The 22,296-nt window shown below is 59.3% G+C and carries 21 protein-coding genes; 8 read left to right on the top strand and 13 right to left on the bottom strand.

What is annotated here, in order from left to right:
• Positions 1-62: 62 nt before the first annotated feature.
• The 4 genes from NCT04_RS25265 to NCT04_RS25250 form a co-directional block, all read right to left on the bottom strand.
• Positions 63-611: a hypothetical protein gene (locus NCT04_RS25265; protein ID WP_250468223.1), complete on the bottom strand. Its 549-nt coding sequence runs from the start codon at positions 609-611 to the stop codon at positions 63-65.
• 52 nt (positions 612-663) lie between these two features.
• On the bottom strand, positions 664-1,467 hold the full coding sequence (locus NCT04_RS25260; RefSeq protein ID WP_250468222.1) for a hypothetical protein: 804 nt from the start codon (positions 1,465-1,467) through the stop codon (positions 664-666).
• 150 nt (positions 1,468-1,617) lie between these two features.
• The gene (locus tag NCT04_RS25255; protein ID WP_250468221.1) at positions 1,618-2,997 is read right to left on the bottom strand and encodes a sigma-54-dependent transcriptional regulator; all 1,380 of its coding nucleotides are present in this window, start codon (positions 2,995-2,997) and stop codon (positions 1,618-1,620) included.
• Positions 2,982-4,466 (bottom strand): sensor histidine kinase, encoded by a 1,485-nt coding sequence (locus NCT04_RS25250; RefSeq protein ID WP_250468360.1) that lies wholly within the window; start codon positions 4,464-4,466, stop codon positions 2,982-2,984. Before NCT04_RS25250 ends, NCT04_RS25255 begins: the two co-directional genes overlap by 16 nt.
• A 407-nt stretch (positions 4,467-4,873) precedes the next feature.
• Between NCT04_RS25250 and NCT04_RS25245 the strand changes: the two genes are divergently transcribed.
• Complete coding sequence (locus tag NCT04_RS25245; protein ID WP_250468220.1) at positions 4,874-5,998, top strand: VIT1/CCC1 transporter family protein; 1,125 nt, start codon at positions 4,874-4,876, stop codon at positions 5,996-5,998.
• 30 nt (positions 5,999-6,028) lie between these two features.
• On the opposite strand, the gene NCT04_RS25240 is transcribed toward NCT04_RS25245, so the two are convergent.
• From NCT04_RS25240 to NCT04_RS25225, 5 genes are all read right to left on the bottom strand, one after another.
• Positions 6,029-6,955 carry an alpha/beta hydrolase gene (locus NCT04_RS25240; protein ID WP_250468219.1) on the bottom strand — a complete coding sequence of 309 codons (927 nt, stop codon included), beginning with the start codon at positions 6,953-6,955 and terminating at the stop codon, positions 6,029-6,031.
• Positions 6,952-7,692 carry a DUF4118 domain-containing protein gene (locus tag NCT04_RS25235; RefSeq protein WP_250468218.1) on the bottom strand — a complete coding sequence of 247 codons (741 nt, stop codon included), beginning with the start codon at positions 7,690-7,692 and terminating at the stop codon, positions 6,952-6,954. The genes NCT04_RS25240 and NCT04_RS25235 overlap by 4 nt, the downstream gene beginning before the upstream one ends.
• A 401-nt stretch (positions 7,693-8,093) precedes the next feature.
• Positions 8,094-8,363 carry a hypothetical protein gene (locus NCT04_RS34780; protein ID WP_350030042.1) on the bottom strand — a complete coding sequence of 90 codons (270 nt, stop codon included), beginning with the start codon at positions 8,361-8,363 and terminating at the stop codon, positions 8,094-8,096.
• Entirely contained in the window at positions 8,360-9,967 is a 1,608-nt protein-coding gene (locus NCT04_RS25230; RefSeq protein WP_350030041.1) for a serine hydrolase domain-containing protein, read from the bottom strand. Before NCT04_RS25230 ends, NCT04_RS34780 begins: the two co-directional genes overlap by 4 nt.
• Positions 9,968-10,165: 198 nt before the next feature.
• Positions 10,166-11,401: an MFS transporter gene (locus tag NCT04_RS25225; protein WP_250468217.1), complete on the bottom strand. Its 1,236-nt coding sequence runs from the start codon at positions 11,399-11,401 to the stop codon at positions 10,166-10,168.
• Positions 11,402-11,540: 139 nt separating this feature from the next.
• Between NCT04_RS25225 and NCT04_RS25220 the strand changes: the two genes are divergently transcribed.
• From NCT04_RS25220 to NCT04_RS25205, 4 genes are all read left to right on the top strand, one after another.
• Complete coding sequence (locus tag NCT04_RS25220; RefSeq protein WP_250468216.1) at positions 11,541-11,990, top strand: winged helix-turn-helix transcriptional regulator; 450 nt, start codon at positions 11,541-11,543, stop codon at positions 11,988-11,990.
• A 614-nt stretch (positions 11,991-12,604) separates the two neighbouring features.
• On the top strand, positions 12,605-12,865 hold the full coding sequence (locus NCT04_RS25215) for a hypothetical protein (protein WP_250468215.1): 261 nt from the start codon (positions 12,605-12,607) through the stop codon (positions 12,863-12,865).
• Positions 12,866-12,902: 37 nt separating this feature from the next.
• Positions 12,903-13,163, top strand: a complete 261-nt coding sequence (locus NCT04_RS25210; RefSeq protein ID WP_250468214.1) for a hypothetical protein — start codon at positions 12,903-12,905, stop codon at positions 13,161-13,163.
• 37 nt (positions 13,164-13,200) lie between these two features.
• The gene (locus NCT04_RS25205; protein WP_250468213.1) at positions 13,201-13,461 is read left to right on the top strand and encodes a hypothetical protein; all 261 of its coding nucleotides are present in this window, start codon (positions 13,201-13,203) and stop codon (positions 13,459-13,461) included.
• Between the two features lie 1,166 nt (positions 13,462-14,627).
• Here NCT04_RS25205 and NCT04_RS25200 read toward each other — a convergent pair.
• Genes NCT04_RS25200 through NCT04_RS25190 form a run of 3 tightly spaced genes read right to left on the bottom strand, consistent with a single transcriptional unit; the run spans position 14,628 to position 17,639 of the window.
• Complete coding sequence (locus tag NCT04_RS25200; protein WP_409014828.1) at positions 14,628-15,290, bottom strand: ankyrin repeat domain-containing protein; 663 nt, start codon at positions 15,288-15,290, stop codon at positions 14,628-14,630.
• Positions 15,287-15,844, bottom strand: coding sequence for a c-type cytochrome (locus NCT04_RS25195; protein WP_250468359.1), 558 nt, complete (start codon positions 15,842-15,844; stop codon positions 15,287-15,289). The genes NCT04_RS25200 and NCT04_RS25195 overlap by 4 nt, the downstream gene beginning before the upstream one ends.
• Positions 15,845-15,899: 55 nt before the next feature.
• Positions 15,900-17,639 carry a pyrroloquinoline quinone-dependent dehydrogenase gene (locus NCT04_RS25190; RefSeq protein WP_250468212.1) on the bottom strand — a complete coding sequence of 580 codons (1,740 nt, stop codon included), beginning with the start codon at positions 17,637-17,639 and terminating at the stop codon, positions 15,900-15,902.
• Between the two features lie 386 nt (positions 17,640-18,025).
• On the opposite strand from NCT04_RS25190, the gene NCT04_RS25185 reads away from it, so the two are divergent.
• The 3 genes from NCT04_RS25185 (at position 18,026) to NCT04_RS25175 (ending at position 21,398) form a co-directional block, all read left to right on the top strand.
• Positions 18,026-18,754: a GlcG/HbpS family heme-binding protein gene (locus tag NCT04_RS25185; RefSeq protein ID WP_250468211.1), complete on the top strand. Its 729-nt coding sequence runs from the start codon at positions 18,026-18,028 to the stop codon at positions 18,752-18,754.
• Between the two features lie 722 nt (positions 18,755-19,476).
• Positions 19,477-20,559, top strand: a complete 1,083-nt coding sequence (locus NCT04_RS25180; protein WP_250468210.1) for a glycosyltransferase family 4 protein — start codon at positions 19,477-19,479, stop codon at positions 20,557-20,559.
• Positions 20,556-21,398, top strand: a complete 843-nt coding sequence (locus NCT04_RS25175) for a polysaccharide deacetylase family protein (protein WP_250468209.1) — start codon at positions 20,556-20,558, stop codon at positions 21,396-21,398. Before NCT04_RS25180 ends, NCT04_RS25175 begins: the two co-directional genes overlap by 4 nt.
• 31 nt (positions 21,399-21,429) lie before the next feature.
• Here NCT04_RS25175 and NCT04_RS25170 read toward each other — a convergent pair whose 3' ends face one another.
• Entirely contained in the window at positions 21,430-22,272 is an 843-nt protein-coding gene (locus NCT04_RS25170; RefSeq protein WP_250468208.1) for a PA4780 family RIO1-like protein kinase, read from the bottom strand.
• Positions 22,273-22,296: the final 24 nt, after the last annotated feature.

Below are 22,296 nucleotides of genomic sequence, written 5' to 3'. Positions count from 1 at the left end.
GAAGCGTGCAGATCCCCGAAATGCACCCAACTCAGCATGTCGCTCTCCTCGTCGTGCTTGCTTTACGCGTCGATCAGTTCGGCGATCTCGTCCACTTCGATCGTGCAGCCATGACGATTCTTGACGCCATGCCCCCACGCCTGGACATGCGCGCCCGGAGTCAGATACGCGACCAGTTCGGCGGCGGCATGCGGCGGCATGCGCAGCGACGTGCCATCGTCGAGCAATGCGCCGCGTAACTCGCCCTTCGGACCGAAGAGCGAGAGCACCACTTCACCGCTCGCGTCGATCGGCTCGCGCTCGACGTGCGGCTTCTCATGCGGCTTGCCATCGCGATGCGGGCCTTCGTCGAGAATGACCTTGCCCGTCTTCGTCACGAGCGCGACCGCCGCGATCATGTCCGCGCCGCGCGGCTTCACGCCACGCACGCCGACTTCATCGCCCACGGCGATTTGCCGCGCGATCTGGCGCGACAGATGAGGCGGGAAATGAACCTGCCGCGCATGACGGGCGCCGAGCACGAAGCCATCCAGTTCGCCGTGCGGATTCAGAAGGAAGCGCGTCACGGTGCCACGCGTTTCGGGAAGGCTGTCAGGGTCGATCCAATGCATGTTTTGATTCCTCGTTCAGATGTCGATGAAAGTTCGCTTGTAACCGGCAGCTTCAAGGGTTGGCCGGAGCGCGGTCATAAAGCCGCGTGAGTTTTCCCGGTGCGCCGAATGCCGTTGCCTGAAGCGCGGTGCCGTACTGATTGCGCGTGCCGTAGCCTTGCGCGGATACCTTCGCGCCCGTGTGGACAAGACTCGGAAACTGCTGCGCGACCGGAGGCGTGAGCTTGATGACGGTGCCATCCGCGAGAATCACGCCGTCCGGTTCGCCGCGCGGAGCGGTCGTGACATGGGCCACTTGCCCCTGTGCGCTCAGATGCGCGAGCCCCGCGCCACGCAATTCACGCGGCATGGGTTGCGCGCCCGGAAGCGGCGGCGTATCGACGAGTTGCTGGCCGCTTCTCGAATCCGCGATGCGTTGTGCCTTGAGATTGCCGCCCGCATCGCGCAAGCCGCTGATTTGCACGCTGTCGCCGGGACGCATCGCGGAGACAAGCTGCGCGCTCATATGCGGCGGAAAGCGCACGAGCGCGCCGTCGTCGGTCAGAAAGCCGTCGACGTCGCCATCCGGGTTGGTGAGGAAGCGGGCCACCGTGGCCCGTGTGTCCACTGCCGTGCCGGCGTCAGTTGATTCGAGCGGAGCCTGACCAGGCGGCGGCGCGGGCATGGCAGTCGGTGCGGGCGCGGCGGCAACCGGCGGCGGTACGACGGGCGCCGCTGCCGGTGGCGCAACGGGTGTTGCCGCGGCTTGCGTCTGAGCGACGCAGCCTGTGCTGGTCACGAGCAAAGCGGCACAAGCCGCCGCGCCGAACACGCGAACAGCGTTGAGTTGAATGGGATACTTCGAGATCGATTGCATGACTCACTCCTCCACTAGGTGCGCAGTCTTTTGCAAGCCCTATGCCATGAGCCTCGACCCCTTGCAGCCTATGGGCGACGCCATGTCACGCGATCACGGTGTCAAGGAATCGGACACACGCAGTCCGGTTGCTTGACACTCGCCGTTTGCTCAGTCGCCGGAATTGGAAGAGTCGACGTTCGCCAGACGCGTATAGAGCGACTGGCGGCTGATGCCGAGCCTGCGCGCGGCTTCTGCGCGATTGCCATCGGTGAGTGCGAGTGCACGGACGATCAGCGCCCGTTCGAGTTGCGCGAGCGCGTCGTTGAGCGGCAGTTCGGCGAGACTGGCGGGAATGGCGTCGTTGACGCTGGCGGCGGTATCGAAGAGAAAGGCGAAGTCATCGCGCGTGAGCAGCGCGCCGGGCGCAAGCGCGCTCGCCCTTTCCATGGCGTTGGCGAGTTCACGGACGTTGCCGCGCCAGCCGAAGGTGACGAGCAGACGTTGTGCATCGGATGACAGATGCTTGCGCGTTTCCGGCGATGCCGCGAGCGTCGAGAGGAAGTGCTCCGCGAGCGGCAAGATGTCCGCGACGCGTTCACGCAAAGGCGGCATATGCAGCGGAATCACGTCGAGCCGGTACAGCAAATCCTGACGGAACGTTCCTGCCGCGACCATGGCCGGCAGGTCGCGATGCGTCGCGGCCACGATGCGCACATCGACGGCTATGGTTTGATTCGCGCCGAGCGGCGTGACCTGGCGCTCCTGAAGCACGCGCAAGAGCTTCGCCTGCATGGCAAGTGGCATGTCGCCCACTTCATCGAGGAACAGCGTGCCGCCGTGCGCCTCTTCGAAGCGCCCGCGCCGTTGTGCATGCGCGCCAGTGAACGCGCCCTTGCCATGCCCGAAGAGCTCGCTCTCGAGCAAATCCGCTGGAATCGCCGCACAGTTCACGGCGACGAACGGTCCCCCGGCGCGCGCCGACGCGCGATGCAGCACGTGCGCCGCCACCTCCTTGCCCGTGCCCGTTTCTCCGGTGATGAGCACGGTCGAACTCGTGCCCGCCGCGCGGCCAAGACGCTTTTGCACGTCGCGCATGGTTTCGCTGATGCCGAGCAATTGCGGCTCGCGCGACGGCGCTTCGTCGGCGAAGGCTGGCGGCGCGGCGGCGGGCGCATCGGCGTGCGCGGCGAGCATGCGTTCGAGCAACGCGGCGATCTCGTCGCGGCCGACGGGCTTGGTTAAATGCTCGAACGCGCCGAGCCGCATTGCGCCGATGGTGTTGTCGCTCGTCGCGTGCGCGGTGAGCATTGCCACAGGCACGCGTCGAAGGTCTGCGTTCTCGCGCAGCGATTCCAGAACCGAGAGACCGTCCGCACCGGGCAGCCGGAAGTCGAGAAAGATGCAGTCGGGGGTGTCGTGCTCACGCAGCCGCTCGAACGCCGCCTCGCCGGAGCGCGCTTCGAGCGGCGTATGACCCAAGTCCTGAACGGTTTCGGCGAGGCCTTCGCGGAAGGCATCGTCGTCGTCGATGATCAGTATGGTCGCCATGGCAAATCGATCACAAAGCGCGTCACGTTGGAATCTTCCGCAAGATAGGCGCGCCCGCCATGCGCCGATGCAATCTCACGAACCACGGCAAGACCGAGCCCCGAGCCGTCGGGGCGCCCCGTCACGAACGGCTCGAAAATGCGCTCTCGTTCGGCCACGTTCACGCCGGAACCATCGTCGATGACTTCGATTCGCAGACGTTTGCCCTGCGCACATTGTGCGCCATGCACGCGCACCGTTACGTGTCCGCCCGGCGGCGCATGCCGCAACGCGTTGACCACCAGGTTGTCGAGCGCGCGCGCCAGTTGCGCGGGATCGAAGACGGGCTGGGTCGCGCCTGTCTCGACCTCCGCGTGCAGGGAGACGTCCCGGCATTGCGCGCGCGACTCGTGCGACTGCACGATCTCCGCGAGCCATACGTGCGGGTCGACCGCGCGCGCGTCGATGGTCACGGGCTGCGTCAGGGCAAGCAGGCTCGTCACCTGTGATTCGATACGGCCCACCTGCTCGATGATCGTCTTCAACGCGGCTTCGCGGCGCGTGGCGTCGCCAGCAAGCGCGTTTTCTGCTTTCAGACGCATGGCGCCTGCGGGGTTGCGTATTTCGTGCGCGATCTGCGCGGCCATCTTGCCCAGCGTGCTGAACCGCTCCGCCTGCGCGAGTTGTGTGCTCAGTGCGTTCGCTTCGCGCTGCAGGCGCTCGGCGCGTTCGACGTATCGATTGAGCGCCGCGACGATCTGATCCAGGTCCTGCTCGCCGAGCCGTTCCAGCCGCTTGCCTTGCTCGAACGCGCCCGCTGGCGCAAGCGCCTGTTCGAGCCGCGTGAGGTTGCGTTTCCAGCGCCTGAGGGCCAGCGCAAGAATGAGCGCAAGCACGACGATGATGGTAAGCACGCCCGCGAGAATGCTCGCGGCGCGCTCTCCATACGGCCCGAGCGGTGGATGCGCGCGCGTCAGCATCCACGCAAAGAGGCCTGTATGGCGCGGCACGGGACACGCGACGGCGACCACGGCATCGCCGCCGCTCGACACAACATCCTCTTGCATCTGGCTCGCGCTCGCCGCGTTTTTTAGCGTTCGCAGAATGAGCGGCGTTTCGGCCTCGGGGACATCGCGCTTCACGCCGCTGCCTTCGTACGTGGGAAAGGCGTACGCGAGAAAGCCGTTCGGTGCGCCCTTTGCAGGAGCCGCGGTCCAGAAGCCGCCTTCGATGCCATCGGTGCGGATCAGCACGAGGTCGAGGACCGCGTGCATGAGATCGAAATTGGTTTCGCCGGGACGTTGCATCGACAAGTCATAGCGCGATGCGACCGCCGTGCAGGCTGCGGTTGCCTGGCTTTTCGCGGCGGTGACGCGCTCGCCGAGCGCCGAGGAAAGCATGAGCCACACGGCGGCCGTGAGCAGCCCGCAGAGGACCGCCACGAGTATCCAGAGCGCAAAGAGCTGTGCGGAGAACGACGGTCGCGGCATCAAGATAGGGAGACTGAATGGGTTGGCGCTCTTGTAAGCAAGTATCTCGCCTAGCTTGGATCGGGAAGCGATCGTTCAAGCATTGGATGACGATGTCGAATGCTTTCGTTTTTTTTGCGGCACCCCGCCCAACTTCGTGATACGGTAGCGCAGCACGTGTTTCGTCGAAGCATGACGCAGCGTTGTACGTAACAGGCTTACCGCATCTTTGTTTCATCGATCATGCAGTTCGATTTCCCATTCGGGCGACCATCCTTCAAAGGCTGGTCGCCCGTTTGTGCATTTGGGCTCGCAAAACCGTGAGCAGAGTTAGAAGTGTTTTTATTCTCATCTGAGATGAGAGTCGCTTGAATATTTTTTGCGCGCCTCCATGCGAAAGGCAAGAAGTGCGCGCGATGGGAAACGACATGGCTTCCGCACAAGAACTCAGAAAATTTCGGGCAAACCTCGCCGATGAACTTCACAGCGCCGCGATCTACGAGACGCTGTCACGCGTGGAACAAGACCGCTCTCGGAGCGAAGTCTTTAGCGAACTCGCCGCATCCGAACGAATGCATGCACTCGTGTGGGCCGATAAACTCAGGGCAAACGGAAAAAAGGCGCCTTCCGGTTTCAATGCCAAGACTTATCTCATGCAAGCGCTCGTCCATTTGCTCGGACCGCGCTTCGTGCTTCCGTCGATTGCGGCTGCGGAGTTTGCCGACCGCAACAAGTACGCGGGCAATCCGGACACCGCACGCATGTCGGAAGACGAGCAACGACATGCGAGCGTCGTGCAGGCAATGGCGAACTCGGGCATGCCCGCGGCGTCGCAAGGCGCGGACATCGCGCAAGGAGAGTCGTGGCATCGCGGCGTTTCATCCGGCAACGACTTGCGCGCCGCCGTGCTCGGCGCCAACGACGGCCTCGTATCGAACTTCTGCCTGATCATGGGCGTGGCGGGCGCTGGCACGGGCAACAAGGCCATCCTGCTGACCGCGCTTGCCGGATTGATTGCCGGCGCCTGTTCGATGGCACTGGGCGAATGGCTTTCGGTGACCAATGCACGCGAGCTTGCGCAGGCGCAGGTATCGAAGGAAGAGAACGAACTCGAGCACAGCCCGGAATCGGAAGAACACGAGTTGACGCTCATCTACAAGGCGAAAGGACTGAGCGCGGAAGAAGCGAGGCGCGTGGCCGCGCAGATCATGCAAGACAAGGACAAGGCGCTGGATGTGCTCGTGCGCGAGGAACTGGGTCTGGACCCGGCTGAACTCGGTGGCAACCCTTGGTCCGCGGCGGCCGTGTCGTTTTGTCTGTTCGCCGCCGGCGCTATTTTTCCCACGATGCCGTTTCTGTGGACGTCCGGCACGACCGCCATTGTTCAGTGCATCGGCTTCAGTGTGCTGGCGCTGGTGGCTATCGGCATGTTCACGTCGCTCTTCAATGGCCGCAGCGCAAGCTTCTCGGCGATGCGCCAGGTTGTCGTGGGACTGGCTACTGCCGCGTTCACGTTCGGCATCGGGCACGCGCTGGGAGTGGCGGTGTCGTGATGGAAGCAAAAGCTGGACATTACCGTCACGTCAAAGGTCGCGGCGAAACCACTTCGCGAAGACGCCAGATTCCGCGAGCGAGTGGGTAGCCTGACGCCGCGTTCCTTGCGCTCGCGCGACAGAGACTGCATTCAAGCCATCGTTCTTCAGCTTGGCCGCCTCTTCAAAAAAATAATGCGTTTCGCGAGCAACCAGATCGCGTTCATTGTCCATCGTGATGATGTGATAGCAGTCGTCGAGGAAAATCTTGCGTCGACGTGTCGAACCGATACCGCGATACACGACATCGGCGTTCGCGGTGGTGGAGATGTCGTCGTCTATTGCATGAATCAGCAGGCAGTCTGCTTTGATCTTTGCGATGTTTTTGGTTACGTATTTCGCCAGGGCTTTGGCTTCGAAGATATGGTGCATCGATAAAGTGGCGGCGCCGATTTCGGAATCCCCTCGACGCTGCATGCTCTTTGCCACTTTTGCCCTTAGCGCCTCGTTCTTCAAACCGAAGGGCGAGCGCTCACGCAAGCTGTAGAAATTCCGGATCGGTGTTTTATAGGCGAGGCCTAGCATCCAGTGATACCAGGGAATGGTCCAGCCGTCGTAGTCGAGCGTAACGGAGAGCAACGACAGCGCAAGAATTTCAGGCTCCTCTATGGCGAGCGCAAGCGCCAATGTGGCGCCAATGCAAAGACCGCCTACCGACACGCTGCCATACGCGCCCGCGAGTTTTCGAAAATGCGCCCTGACCTGCTCGCGCCACTCGACGGACGTGCCGCATTCGGTTCCAAGTCCATACCCGGGCAGGTAGGGGACATGCACGGCAAAGCCTTGTTTGGCGAGCGCCCGGGCCACATAACCCATTTCCTGCGGCGTGCTTCTCAAGCCATGAAGCAATAAGACAGCATGATTTCGGCTGCTTGCGGCGTGGACGATATCCTGCATCAATACGTTTTGAGCGCTCATTCAATAGACTCGGGCGGAACTTTCAAAATCAGATACGCGCCGTGCGAGGTAGGAAAGCGCTCCAAGCGACATGTCAAATCGGAACCAACGACATCACGGCGAGGCAATCTGACAACCCAGCTTCTTGTGACCTCGTCGCTCGATTGTTCGAAGGCCGAGGCAAATGTAGACGCGTCGCTTTCGGAAAATGTCGCCATTAGTCGCGATGAAGCCGATTCTCCTTCCAACGGCGCAAGTTCTTTTTCGAACGATTCGTTGACGTACTCATAGGACGACCCAACCTTCCCTATGTATAGGATATCGGCGCTTTCGTCCGTGAACTGACGAAGCAATCGGTCTGAAATCAAATGCGACGCCTCCGCGCTTCTTCTACGCTTGTCGGACCGTAAAAGCATTTGATGTCGGGACCGCGCGACTTCGGCAAAAAGTCTGGCTTCGTGTTGAGTGCGTCTAAGCCACTCGATCATGCAGAGGAAAAGAAGCGTAGCCGTTGGGAAAGCAACGAAAAGAATCACGTCCTCTTTGTCGAAGTATCCGAAATTGGCATACGGTGGTACGAAAAAATAGTCGGCGATAGGCACGCCAATGGCCACCACGAGTATGGCTGGACCAATACCGAGAAAGAACCCCACGAGGACCGCCGCGACCGTGAAGAAAAGTGCAGGCATGTGCGCTTCCAGCACGGGGTGCATCAACTCTCGCGCACCGAAGGCAGCAAGCGCGGCGACCAGTGCCACTCCATAGCGCCAGGCGCCTCTGGGCGCCCAGCTCCTTGCGTTGTTTAACACTCGTACTCCACGGAGTTTTGGATGGTGCGTCTCGGCGTCTGAATACGTCATTCATGCGCACCCGTTGCGCGCTTTTCCGTCCGACAAACCACACCACATGCCAGCCGCGATGCGCACCATCTTTCGCTTCGATGAGCCTTGACTGAAATCGCGATGATTAAGGCCATACTAAGCTTTGGATACTTAGGCGACCCTTAGCAAGCCGTTTCGCGTGATCGATTACATTACGCATACGCATGGCGACAAGGCACCAGACGTGTGGTTCTTTTGACGTGGACGTGAGGGTTTTGCTAGACATGCCGATGAGTGTCGACGCGCGAGGCGTCGACACGGCTTTCGTCGTGAGGGCGTTACACCTGCGCGTAAATCGAACTGCCCAAGGTCAGCGTGGTGGCGTTGCTCGCCGATGCGAAGCGAATCTCGTAGAGATCGCGGCCGAAGTTGCCCGGCACCTTAACCGACATGCCGCCGCGGTCATCTGCAAGCGGCACGAAGAGTTGATAGCGAAGGTCGCTATTGCCGTACAGCACGTAGCCCGGCAATTCGGGCAGGCTGGTGAGATACGCGGGCTCGTTGCCGTCGACCACGATTGGCACCGCTGTCGACGAGTCGTTCGTCACGCGCCATTGCGTGCCCAGGCGTTGCTGCCACGCGGCGTCGAGTGGCGCGAGCGCGGCAAGTTGCTGGCCGATGGGTAACGTAAGGCATAGCCCGCGCCAGGGACGACGCGTTTCATCAGATAACGATAGCTGAATGGGGTGCCGTCCTCGTCGGTTCCGGTGACGACCGCGAAACGGTACGAGGCCGTATCGCTATTGCTCCAGTACCATCCGTCGCTGCGGTACTGATAGGCGCCCGCGCCAAGCTGCCCCCACGTGCGCGTCACACCATTCCACTGGTTGAGTTGCACACTGCCGTCGCCGTTGGCGATCACCTGAAGCGGCGAGTCCGAGTTGCCGTAGATGCCGGCCGTGTCCGCAATAACCGGACCCGTAGCCGCTGAAGGCGCCGTGCCGCCGACCGTGGGCGGCAGCGCGGCGATGGTTCCGTCCTCTTTCAATGCCGAAAGCACGATGCTCTCCGCAAGCTTGCGCGCGTCGTAGCCCGTATTGCCGGTCACCATCAACGCCAGTTGCGCCTTCGGCACGATGAAGAATTCGCTCGTGAAGAAGGCCGTGCCGCCGTCCTTTTCCCATCCGAGAACGCCGGCAGCGGCTAGCCCCGGTTGCACGACTGAATCCCATGCGAGACCCCAACGCCATTCCGGCGATGGATTGATCAGGAGCCCCGCTGTCTGGTCCGTACCCATCTGCGCAATGCCCGCCGCGGACACGATCTGCTTGCCCTCGAACGCGCCGCCGCCGAGGAACATCCGCGCGAGATTCATCATGTCGCCGGGCGTCGAACTCAGCCCGCCCGTCGCGTAAGCGTTGACGAACTCCTGATATTGCGTGCCGTTCACATAGGGATACGAGAACGAGCCATCGGTCGGCACACTTGTCAGATAACTCGAATTGGTCATCTTCAGCGGCGCGAGAATGTTCGTCTCGACGAAGCTCGCGAAGCTTTGCCCGGTCATTGCCAAGACGAGTTGCTCCACCATCGTGAAGCCGTCGTTGCAATACACTGCAAGCTCGCCCGGCAAATGCTTCAAATGGGTGTTGGCGAGCTCGGCCTGCGTGTCGGCCGCATAGCCGGGAACCGGCGAGAACGTGAAGAGATTGCGCGAATTGGTACCGGGAAAACCCGACGAATGCGACAGCAGATGGCGTGTCGTGATTCGCGTGTACTCGGGGGAAAGCATCGAGAACGTGGGCAGATAGCGGACGATGGGGGTATCGAGCGTAATCAGTCCACGGTCCTGAAGGATCGTTGCGGCAAGCCCTGCAAAGAGCTTGCTGACCGATCCGATATTGAAGCGCGTCGCTGTCGTGGCCTGGGTCTGGCTCGGCACCGACGATGCGCCGAACGCTTGCTGCCACACGACGTCGTTGCCCTTGAGCATGGCAACCGAGATGGCGGCCACGGGCTGCGCCGTATTGCCGATGGCTTGCTGGATAGCCTGTTGGCCCATCGCAATGGTCTGCGGGTAGGAGGCGGCGTGGTTGTCGTCGCCGCCGCAACCGGGCAGCAGTGTCGCTAGCATGCCTGCGCCGGTGAAACCGAGGAACTGCCGGCGTCCCAAGCTGGAAGGTTTGTCGTTATTGCGGTCAGATGGAAGCACGGCGGTTCTCCTTGTTGATCCAGAGCCTACGTAGTGCGGTTTCTGCCTTGCGCGGCGAATTATAGCCTTCCTAACGGCTTCTTAGCATCGAAAATTTTGCTCTTCGGTGCGGTGTATTCGTCTCCCGTCGACATCGCCTGGACAAGCGTCATTTGCCGCTTCGCCTTTCTCGCGAAGCGGCTTTGCATGAGTCGTCGCTTAGCGATTTTGCGAACGCAACGTAACGGCCCAGAAAACGAGCGCAGCCACACTTACGGCGAACCCGAGGACGCAGACACCCATCCAGCCCGCTTGCGCATACACGTAAGTGGACGCCGCCGCGCCGATACCGCTCCCCGCCGAATAGAAAAGCATGTAGCAGCCCACGAGACGCCCGTGCGACGCAGTCTGGCCGCTCAAAATCATGCTTTGATTGACCACGTGCACTGCCTGGCCGCCGAGGTCGAGCAACGCGATTCCCACCATCAACGCGATCATGCTCTGCGACATGAGGCTTATGGGTATCCACGAAGTCACAAGACAGATCAGCGCGATGCCAGTGGTCCACTGACCGAGACCTCGGTCGGCCAGATAGCCCGCCCTCGCTGCGGCCAGCGCCCCGATTGCGCCGACCAGCCCGAACGCGCCGATCTGTGTATGCGACAGCGAGTGCGGCGGCGCGCTGAGCGGCAAGACCAGCGCGCTCCAGAAAATACTGAACGCCGCGAACATGAAAAGGCCGATCACGCCACGAACCCGCAACACGCGCTCGGATGCAAGCAGCATGAACATCGACCTTAGCAGTTGAGCGTAGGTCAGCTTGAGCGGGCTCATGCGCGGCGTCGGCACTGCGTTCCAAAGCACGAGCAGCATGACGGCCGCCAATAGACCCGATATGAGATACACCGAGCGCCATCCTGCAAGGTCGGTGATGACGCCAGCGAAGCAACGCGCCATTAGCAACCCGACTACCACGCCGCTTTGCGCGGCGCCAACTACGCGACCGCGTTCCGATTGATGCGCAAGTGTCGCCGCGTACGCGATCAATCCTTGCGTCATCGCGGTGCCGAGCATCCCGACGCCGACCATGCCGATGAGCAATATCGCCGGCGAATGCGCGAAGCCGACCATGGCCAGAGCAGCCGTGAGAAAGACGAGCTGAATGCACATCAAGACCTTGCGGTTAAGCAGATCGCCAAGCGGTACGACCAGCAACAAAGCCAGCGCGCAGCCAACTTGCGTTGCCGTGATGACGCCACCAACGGCTGCCTGCGTAATGCGGAAGTCTTCGGCAATGGCGTCGAGCAGGGGCTGTGCGTAGTAGACGTTCGCGACACTCACCGCGCAGCACACTGCGAGCAGCAAAACGAGGACGGACGGCAGTGAGCGAGGCGCATCTTCTGCGGGATTGTCGTTTTGTTCTGTCGCGTCGCACGGTGTGCTTCCGGCATTCATGGATCGCCCTGCCCTTATATCTTTAACTAGTTTCACAATGCAACTAGAATCCAGTCTAGACAAACTTGTTTTAAAATGCAACTGGTTGAGGTGGGTCGCTAAGACAGATATCGGTTCGGATTTGACTGGAGAAATGCAAATGGCGCAGCGCAAAAGTCTTGCGGATTCATCGTGTCCCGTCGCACGGGCACTCGATATCGTGGGCGAGCGATGGGCGCTGCTTATCGTGCGCGATGCGTTCGACGGCGTGCGTCGCTTCGGCGAGTTTCAGGAAAGTCTCGGGATCGCGCGCAATATTCTCGCCGACCGCTTGCGACTCCTCGTCGATGCGGCCGTGCTCGAAGTGGTCCCTGCGTCGGACGGCTCCGCTTATCAGGAATATGCGCTAACGCCGAAGGGCGAAGCGCTGTTCCCTGTGATTGTCACGTTGCGGCAATGGGGTGAAGCCAACCTTTTTGCACGCGGCGAAAAGCATTCGCAGCTAATCGATCGCGCGAGCGGTAAGCCGGTGGCTAAGCTAACGTTGCGTACGGCTAGCGGTATCGCACCCGCGGCGCGTGGAACATACGTTAAGAAAGTCACGGTGTGACGATCTTTTTCGGTGTGAAAGGCACTCAGAACAATTGATTTCAACGTTGAGTAAACCAGACTGCGCCGATGAATGGTCTGGGCCTACTCAAGGTCATCCGCCTTTGAGATCGTCAACTCGCCCGACTTAACGATCGCATGTTTCAGTCGATGAACTTAATTGCACGCTCTCCGCTTGATTCGTTGCCTTCGGCGCGTCGACGGATTCGTCTGCGGTGCGGACACGAGTGCATTGTGGCTTAGCAAGTTCGAACCATCATTCGATTAACACCGTCGCGTGCAGGCTCTCCTTGCCATGTACTCTCGGCACTCGACAAAAGACCTTCAGAGCGCAGCCGCGTCTGCCTTGGAAATCGTGAGTCGGAGACAAGTCCCAAAGGTGTCGGTTTGTGACGTTCACTTTCTAGAGCGCTGTCTGCCGCTCTAATACACCCCCAATTTCGAATGCGTAAGGGCGCTTGCCCTTAAAAGCCGTTTTTAGCATTTTTAACGTTTGAATTCATTCACTTAGAAAATAATAAACGCCTTAGCGGCTTGCTTGGCATGCCTCTCGCATATGTAGCTGCGAGCGCAACAAATCAACGCTCGACCAACCAACCACTTAGGAGATTCACCATGCTGACGATCAAAGACCTCGCCGCTTCCAAAGAACTCGGCCGTGCTGAGATGGGCGCCATCACGGGCGGTAGCTCGTTCTTCTCGAATGCCGGTATCAACAGCAACGTTCAAGCAGGCGGCGTGTCCTTCGCTTCGCCGCAAGCGAACATCGCACCTGTCACGCAAGTCGATGCATCGACCACCACCAACGTCGATCTCAAGACCGTCAACAAGTCGATTACCGCCGTGGGCAGCATGCTCGGTGGCATGGCGCTTTAATTCACACCATCCAATCACATTGTTTAGGAGATTCATCATGCTGACCATCAAGAACCTCGTTGCTTCCAAGGAACTCGACCGCGCTGAAATGAGCGCCATCACGGGCGGTAATTCGCTCTTCTCGAACGCCGGTTTCAACAGCAACGTTCAAGCAGGCGGCGTGTCGTTCGCTTCGCCGCAAGCGAACGTTGCGCCTGTTTCGCAAGTCGATGCATCGACCACCACCAACGTCGATCTCAAGACCGTCAACAAGTCGATCACCGCTGTGGGCAGCCTGCTCGGCGGCTTGGCACTTTAATTCACACCATCCAAACACATTTCTTAGGGGATTTATCATGCTGACTATCAAGAACCTTGCTGCTGAGAAAGAACTCGATCGCGCTGCAATGGGCTCCATCGCGGGCGGCTTCTCGATCTTCTCGAACACCGGCGTCAACTCGAACTATCAGGCAGGCGGCGTGTCTTTCGCGAGCCCGCAAATCAACGTCGCACCGGTCACGCAGGTCGATGCCTCGCAACACACGAACGTGGACGTCAAGAGCATCACCAAGTCGGTCGATGCGCTCGGCAGCATGTTCGTCGGCATGAAGGTCTGAGGCCTCGCAGGCTCAGAGAGGGAAGGACCACGTGCCTTCTTCTCTCGTTGATTCTTGCCGATAACGTCCGAGCCTCAACGAGAGGACCGTATCTCCTTGCGGCCCTCTGGGTGAACTGCTTTTTTTGGCCCGCTCTTTAGCGGGCTTTTTTTCGTTGGCTGTCGCACGGTATTGAGTTGGAAGCTGATGACTCTCCGAACAGTCCTACACTGTCTCTTCGAACTGAAGCTATTCGCTCTATACGGCGAAAAAAAAAGGCGTCCGTTACTTGCGACAGCCGTTGCGTCCTTAGCCGGCCGAACAAACGTAAATTCCTTGACTCTTTCCTAGCGTGGCCGAAACGTCGGTTTCGCTTCGTTTCGAGTGGCGATTACCGAAAGACGACTGTCTTGGTTGTCAACTCGAGTGCGAGGGTTTGCCTGGCAGAAGCGCTCATCCGCGAGCGCTATATCGGCGGACACCGGTCACGCACTTGTCTGTCGCGCTACGCTGCTGGTGGACCACTCCTGCGCTCCCTTCTAGCGTCAAGATGAAACACCGTTTCGCCGCCCAACACAAAAGCAAGGTTGTTGTCCAACAAATGCCCAATCATGTTCCAAAAAAAAGGCAAGTATCGTTAAATTGACGCTTAAGAACCAAGACGGGCATCCGTTAACTGAGTTTCTCTCAAAGAACATGGTCCTCGGGTTAAAGACATGTTCATTCTGGCCGCCCCGCTTTGCGGGCGGCTTTTTTTTGCCGGAAGTAGTAAAGGCTTTTGCTATGGAAACGAAGGTGCCGAGAACAAGAGAACGGACGCTCGGCAGGCAGGAACGCAGGTGAACTGATCTGGACGCCATGGTCAACCGACTAAACAAACAACGCTATGGTCCAGTTCCTTCACTGATCGAACAGACACCGTCCAGCATAACCGTCCGAATAACCGAGAATTCATACGGTCCACATTGAGCAATATCTTGCGAATGCCACTCTCGAGACAAGACCCGCGCGTGTTGGAAGAGCACTCGACGCCTTCTCGCAAAGCGGTGCATATCAAGCTTGAGAGCAAAAGAGACGATTCACACGGCGACTTGGACGCAACGAAATTGGACATGCATCCGCGCAACGACGCACTGCGGCAATCGCCTAACGATTGAATCGCACTGCACGCTCACGAGCGAAAGCAATCATGGCGCGCTAAGCAAGCTCGCCACATGAGCCGAGCGCGTCTCATCGGCAATTTCCCGCGCAGTCTTGCCGCGGTCATCCTTCAAATCCCGATTCGCGCCACGAGCAAGCAGTATCGACGCAGTCTGCGCTCGATCGTATCCCGCCGCCCACATGAGCGCCGTCAGATGATTGTGATACGCGGCGTTCACGTCGACACCCGAGTCTAATAGACGCTGCACGATCGCGGTTTGCCCGAGTCCAGCCGCATATTCCATCGCTGTCTTGCCTACGCGATCCGTCGCCGCCGCATCCGCGTGTCGCGCAATAAGCAACGCCACGATTTCATCGTTGCCGTCGAACGCGGCAGCCATCAATGGTGTAATGCCCTGCACGTCAGCCTGGCTCACATTAGCGCCGCGCTCGATCAACAAGCGCGCCATCGGCGTCATGCCGCGCTTGCATGCGCTGATGAGCGGCGTGTCGCCTATACGGTTACGCGAATCGATCTTCGCGCCTTGATCGAGTAGCTCGACTACAGCATGCGTGTCACCATTGCGAGTCGCGTTAAGCAAGCGTTCGTTGAGCGCATAGGCATCGTCATCGGCATGAACGGAGTCGAGCAACGCAAGCGTCATGCATGCGAACACGAGCGCTTTGCTAATCGGTATGGAAAGCGTCATTGCAAGTTAGCGACGTAGTTCGCAAGATTCTCGATGTCCGCGTCGGTCAGGTTCTTCGTCACGCTCGTCATGTTGCCCGCATCGTTCATGCGCTTCTTCGCGCGGAAGTCCTGCAGTTGCTTCACGATATACGGATACTGCTGACCCGCGACCCGCGGTATTTCGTTCTGCCCTTTCATGCCGCCGAGATGGCACATCGTGCAGAGCACTTCATCGGACTTCTTTTTGCCCGCCTCCACCTTGACCGGGTCGGCCTTGAAATCGGTCGACACGAGTGTCTGCGCCGCGAAGTAATCGGCGAGATCGTGCATGTCTTCCGACGACAGATTGGCGGCCATCGGCGACATGCGTGGATCGCTTCGACGGCCTGCCTTGAAATCGCGTAACTCAAGGAACAGATAGCGCGATGTCTGACCCGCGAGCGATGGATAATCGCCGCTCGTCGAATTGCCGTTCTGCCCGTGGCATGCAACGCATACGACGGCTTTCGCGGCGCCGGCCTGCGCATCGGCGCGCGCGAACGCTGGCATTAAAAACAACAGGCAAGCGACCATTCCCGCTACACGAATGCGTTCGTCTCTCTTGCGTTTCGATGGACGCATCGTCACCTCAAGGCAGCGCAAACACGAGAAGGCTATTGCCACGCTTGAAGTCCAGCTGCGTGTTGCCGCCCGCCGCGACCGCGACGTATTGCTTGCCGTTCACCATGTACGACACGGCCGGTGCGTTCACGCCCGCACCGCATTGGAACTCCCACAACTTGCGGCCGGTACTCGCATCGAAGGCGCGAAAGAGGCCATTACCCTCACCGTTGAAGACAAGTCCTCCCGCAGTCGCGAGCACGCCGCCAATCAAGGGCTGATCCGTCTTGTAACCCCATGCGATCTTGCCGGTATCGACATTCACCGCAACCAGCTTGCCCCACTGTTGCTCGGCTGGAATAGTCTTGAATGCCCCGCCGAGCCATAGTTTTCCGCCGGGATAAGCGGCGTCTTCAACCTGATACGTCATCGGTTGATGCAAGTTTGCCGCATACGCCATGCGCGTCTTCGGATTGAATGCCATGGGCGACCATTCGACGCCACCGTTCGCGCCCGGCAGCATGCGCGCGCCGGTCGCTGTCGGCAAGGTCCAGACGCCTTCTTGAGGAATCATCGCTTCGGAAATGCGGATGATGTGACCGTCGCGGCGATCATGCACATAGACGAATCCGGTCTTGCCGCCATGAATGATGGCCGGAACCATCTGTCCGCTCTTGTCCTTTACGTCGATGAGGATTGGTGGGCTCACTGCATCCAGATCCCACACGTCGTGCGCGATGTATTGGTAATGCCATTTGTACTTGCCGGTATCGAGATCGATGGCGACGAGCGAATCGGTGTAGAGATTGTCGCCAGGACGAATGGCTCCATGAAGGTCCGGCGAGGGATTGCCCACTACGAAATACACCGTACGTGTCGCGCGATCGACCGCAGGCGCCATCCACACACCGCCGCCAAGCGTCTTCTCGAAGTCGTGGCCTTTTTCCGCGAGCGTCTTTTTCTCCGCCTCGATATCGCGCTTCATGTTGCGGCCCACGGCGTCGTTTTCGGCCCACACGCCTTCGCTGCCGGAGTCGGGAATGGTGTAGAAGGTCCAGAGCAATTGACCTGAGTTCGCGTCGAATGCCTTGACGAAACCACGTATGCCGTACTCGCCGCCGTTCGTGCCGATCAACACCTTGCCATCGACGACGACCGGCGCCATCGTTTCGGAATAGCCGTCCTCCGGGTCCGCGATCTGCGAGGTCCACACGACGCTGCCGGTCTTTGCATCGAGCGCCACGAGCTTGGCGTCGAGCGTGCCCATATACAGGCGGTCGCCGGCTATGGCGACGCCGCGATTATTCGGTCCGCAGCAAAAGGTCGTAACCGGTCCCATCTTGTGCTTGTAATGCCAGAACTCCTTGCCGGTGACCGCGTCGATTGCATAGACGTGGTTGTAGGAGGTCGTGAGAAACATGACGCCGTTGGATACGATCGGCGCGGTTTCCATCGACTCCATCACCGCCGTCTGGAAGATGAATGCCGGCTTCAGCTTGGCTACGTTTGAACGATTGATCTGCGCTGCCGGCGCATAACGCGTCTCGGCATACGATCCGTTCGAATGCAGCCATGAGGCGCTGTCGTTCGCGGCGGCATCGAGTTGCGCCTGCGATATCGGCCGCAATGACGTGGGAACCGGCGCTGTGGCCGTAGTGTTGGCGTTCTGGATCTCGTCGGCAGAGTAAGCCGCAGGCGCTGTAATCATTCCGAAAGCGCCGACAAGAGCCGCGACTGAACCAAGCAAAGCACGGGGATAGCCTGCCATGACGGTCTCCTTATTCATTTTCTTCTGCGCCTGTGGGCTGGATTCGAGATGCGCGTCGCGAAACGCGCGGAATCCGAGAAAAAGCATAGGCAATTTAACGAGGCACTTCCAGAGCGTATTGATACGAGCCGCGCGGCTCGTGCCAAGCGATTCATTCTTCAGCCGACGCTTCCGTCTCCTATATACCCTTCCCGACACGGCCCAAGCTCACACATACGAATCCATTACACATAAATTAATGGCGCATTCTTGAATGTTCGAAAGCCCATATTCCTTAGCGATTAAACGCTCGTTCTATTCCATTCGGCCTACTACGGTTTACCAAAATAAAAATTCATAACCCCTTCTTGTTCCTTCCTTAAACGTCTCTTGTCGGGAGAATCGCCATGCTTGAAAAAGTCGCGAAGTGCTTGGCCGTGGGTGTGCTTATTTCGGCTTCCTCATTTATCTACGCACACGATTACGACGATGTCCCTACCGGCCGGTGCACGCTTCCACAAGGAACGATTTCTCTCGTCGAACGACAGCTTTACACCGTCGTCAATCTATCCGACTCGAACGGCGGAATTTTCAAGCCCAACCGGATGTGGGCCGCCATCGTCGACCGCGAGGGTCATCTATGTTCGGTCACCAAGACCGGCGATGCATGGCCTGGCAGTCGCGCCATAGCAATAGCCAAGGCGTACACCGCAAACAGTTTTAGCAACGATGCGCTTGCGCTTTCCACCGCAAATCTCTATGCCGCCACGCAGCCGGGCGGATCGCTTTATGGGTTGAACAATTCCAATCCCTTCGACGCGCGCTTCCTGGAACAAGGCAGCGGGATCAACCATAGCGTAGGCGGCGTGATCACTTTCGGCGGCGGCGTGGCGCTCTACGCCGGTGGAAAAGTAATTGGCGGCCTTGGCGTGAGCGGTGACAGTTCGTGCGCGGACCATGCGATTGCCTATCGCATGCGCAAGCTTGCAGGACTTGGCTCCGTGCCTGCTGGCGAAGGACCGAACAACACGGACAATATCAAATACTCGACCGGAGCCTCGCCGATGGGATTCGAACAGCCTCACTGCTTCCCGAGCGATCTAAGCGCAAGCGGAGTCGAGAATATTCCGCACTGACCGTCTTCAATGACGTCACGGGCAGAGGACGGCCCGTCCGGCTGATCGGCATCGACGTGTTCCGAGCGCATAAGCGATAAGCGCCCTGTCGATGAGCAAACGATTGCGCCGCTGTCGCAGCCGAAACCAAATGAAGTCGTTTGTTATTAAATGATAGACGCATCTTTTTTAGCTTTTGCTTAACGACGCATCGTTCTTTGCGGCATTGTCCATTGCAAGCGAATGAGACTCTCACGCTTAGGTAGCGGAAAATTGCAAGGTACTAAGCCTACGAGCTTCGGCACCACGACTTTCTTAGCCAAAAGCTACTCGCATACGTTTGCCACCGTCTCAGCGGCGAATGTCGACCTATAGTCGCCTAAAAAAACTAACGACCTCTTTAGAAGCACGTTAAGCTATTTCTGGTATAGCAAAAAATTTGCATGCTGTTGGTCAACCGCAAGTAAGACATCCCCGTTAGCTATCGATGCCAGGCATCCGCATGGTAGCGACCTCTTCGCTTGCCGTGATGGACATCGAGCCGAATTCTCTGCAGAGGATCCAGACCTGCTTCGTTTGAAGCGGCCTGTCTCATCCCTCCGCTAGAAAAATCCTCAAAGACTTTTTCTTTTCTCCCCTTCATTTCCTTTACTAAAAACATGAAGGCAGAAAGCCAATCGAATTATTACCAAAAATTTCCTAAGCGTTTTTTTAATGACGCAAAGGCCTTGGAGATTAGTGCGTTGAAGATCCTACATAGCGAGTCCTCGAAGGGATGGGGCGGTCAGGAAATCCGTACGCTCAAGGAGATGGTCGCGCTGCGTGAGTGCGGCCATAGCGTGGAACTGCTGTGTCCGAGCGATGCACGTCTCGGCATTCGTTCAACCGAGCTTGGCTTCGCCGTGCACCACGCGCGCATGCGTAGCGGCGGCGACGTGCGCTCCATGATGAGAATCAAGGCGCTGCTGCAACGCCGTGCCTACGATGTGCTCAACACGCACAGCGGTCACGACAGTCTGGTTGCCGGCACGGCCGCCCGATTGGCGGGAACGCCTCTCGTCGTGCGTACGCGGCATCTCGCATTGCCTATCAGTTCCCTCGCAACTTATACGTGGATTCCTCATCGCGTCATCGCGGTCAGTCATTTCGTGCGCCGCTATCTGATCTCGGCTGGGGTCTCCGAGAAGCGCGTGGAGACTATCCACGACGGCATCGCGACTGAGCGCGCCACGCATTCGTCGCTGCGAGACGAACTCAAACTCGGGCCGGATGCAACCATCGCATGCATGGTGGCGATCATGCGCGACGAGAAGGGACACGAAGATCTGATCGACGCGGTACGGCCTTTATTCGACACGCATCCACACCTGCATATCGTGATGGCCGGGGACGGTCCCGCTTTCGAACGCATAGAAGGCATCGTGACGCGTCTGGGTCTTGCGAGTCGCATCCATCTGCTCGGTTTTCGTACCGACGTCCCCAACATTTTGCGAGGCAGTGATTTCTTCGTGCTGCCGACGCATCAGGAAGCGCTCGGCCAAGCGTTCATCGAAGCGATGGCCGCGGGCCTGCCCGTCATCGGCACGAGTGTGGATGGCGTGCCCGAATTGATCGAAGACGATGTAAATGGTCTGCTGGTACCGCCGCGCAATCCGCCGGCATTGCGCGCGGCTATCGCTCGCATGATCGACGAACCCGGCTTGCGTGAACGTCTGCGCACCAATGGCATGCGTATCACCGAGCGCGGCTTCACCATTGCAAACATGGCATACGAAACCGCGCTCTTCTACCGGCGCGCATTGAAAGAAAGGGAATCTCGCCGATGAAACAACAAGCGCGCGCCATTCCCGTGTTGATGTATCACCACGTCAGTCCGTCGCCGGGCATGATTACCGTCAAGCCCGAGCATTTTGCGGAGCAAATGGCGTATCTCGCGAGCGCGGGGTATCGCACGATCGGCGCCGTGCAACTCGCGGCGTTTCTACGCGGCGAAGAGATGCCGGAGCGCTCGTTCGTCATTACCTTCGACGATGGCTATCTGGATAACTGGGTCCATGCACATCCGGTGCTGCAGCGTCATGGCTTTACCGCACTGTGCTTTCTCGTCAGCAGCTGGCCGGGCGATGGCAACGTGCGGCCCAATGCAGCCAACGCGCCAGCCCATGCGTTGCCCGCAGTGCTCGACCATCACGCGGGCGAACGTGCTATCGAAGAAGGACGCGCCGACGATACGATCCTGCGCTGGTCCGAAATCGATGCGATGCGCCATGCCGGCACGTTCGAATTTCATAGCCATACGCATACGCATGTTCGTTGGGACCAGAAGACCGCATCGGCCGATGAGAAGCGGCAGCGCCTCAGTGAAGATTTGAAGACTTCGCGCGCGACCTTGAACGCGCGGCTGGGCCAGGTATCGGACCATCTATGCTGGCCGCAAGGCTATTACGACGAGGACTATCGCGAAGTCGCACTGGACGCGGGCTTTAGCCACTTTTATACCTGTCATCCCGGGACCAATTCGCGCGGACAAGAGGCATCGAACGAAGCGCGTGGATCGATCCGACGTCTCGAGGTGAGAGATCGCCCGGCATCGTGGCTTCGTTCGCGTATGTGGGTGCATAGCCGGCCGTTGGTGAGCCGCGCTTACCTCAGCGTCAAGCGGTAAGCGGTAAGCGATAGCCGAACCCGATCTGCGCTCAGTCCTGCTCTCGCCGCACGCGCGCGTCTTCTTCCAGGCGCGTGTCTTCGATCTCTTGCAACACGCTATCGAGATCGACAGGGCCAGTGGGCGCTTCGACGTGACCGGTCAATGCGACATCGACATGCAGGCCGCCCGCTTCGAACAGCGACCATATCTCCGTTCCGTAGTCGGTGCGCAGAAGTTTTGGCGCGAACTGACCGAAGTAACTCGCGAGGTTGTCGACGTCGCGCTTGAGCATGGGCGCGGCTTCGTTGTTGCCCGCCGCATCGACGGCCTGAGGCAAGTCGATGATCACCGGACCTTCGGCCGCCAGCAAAATGTTGTATTCCGACAAGTCGCCGTGAATCACGCCCGCGCACAGCATGCGCACAACTTGCTTGAGCAGCATTGCGTGCAGTTCCAGCGCGCGTGCTTCGGTCAGGTGAACGTCGTTGAGGCGCGGCGCCACGTTTCCCGATTCATCGACGACGAGTTCCATCAGCAACACGCCGTCGGTGCAGATGAAGGGTTGAGGCACGCGCACGCCCGCATTGGCCAGGCGAAACAGCGCATCGACCTCGGCGTTCTGCCACAACGCTTCCTGCATTTCGCGGCCGTAACGCGTGCCTTTTTCCATCGCGCGCGCTTGCCGGCTGTTCTTGACCTTGCGGCCATCCCGATACGACGATGCCTGCCGGAAGCTGCGCTGCTTCGCGTCCTTGTAGACCTTGGCGCAACGCGTCGCGTCTTGGCAGCGCACGACGTAGACGGTAGCTTCCTTGCCGCTCATGAGCTGGCTGATGACCTCGTCGATGAGTCCTTCTTCGAGAAGCGGTATGAGGCGTTTAGGCGTTTTCATGCGAGCCTCGGATGGGGCTCGTGG

It is taken from the genome of Caballeronia sp. GAFFF2 (assembly GCF_023631485.1).
Taxonomy (GTDB): domain Bacteria; phylum Pseudomonadota; class Gammaproteobacteria; order Burkholderiales; family Burkholderiaceae; genus Caballeronia.
This window is presented reverse-complemented; position numbering and strand designations above follow the sequence as displayed.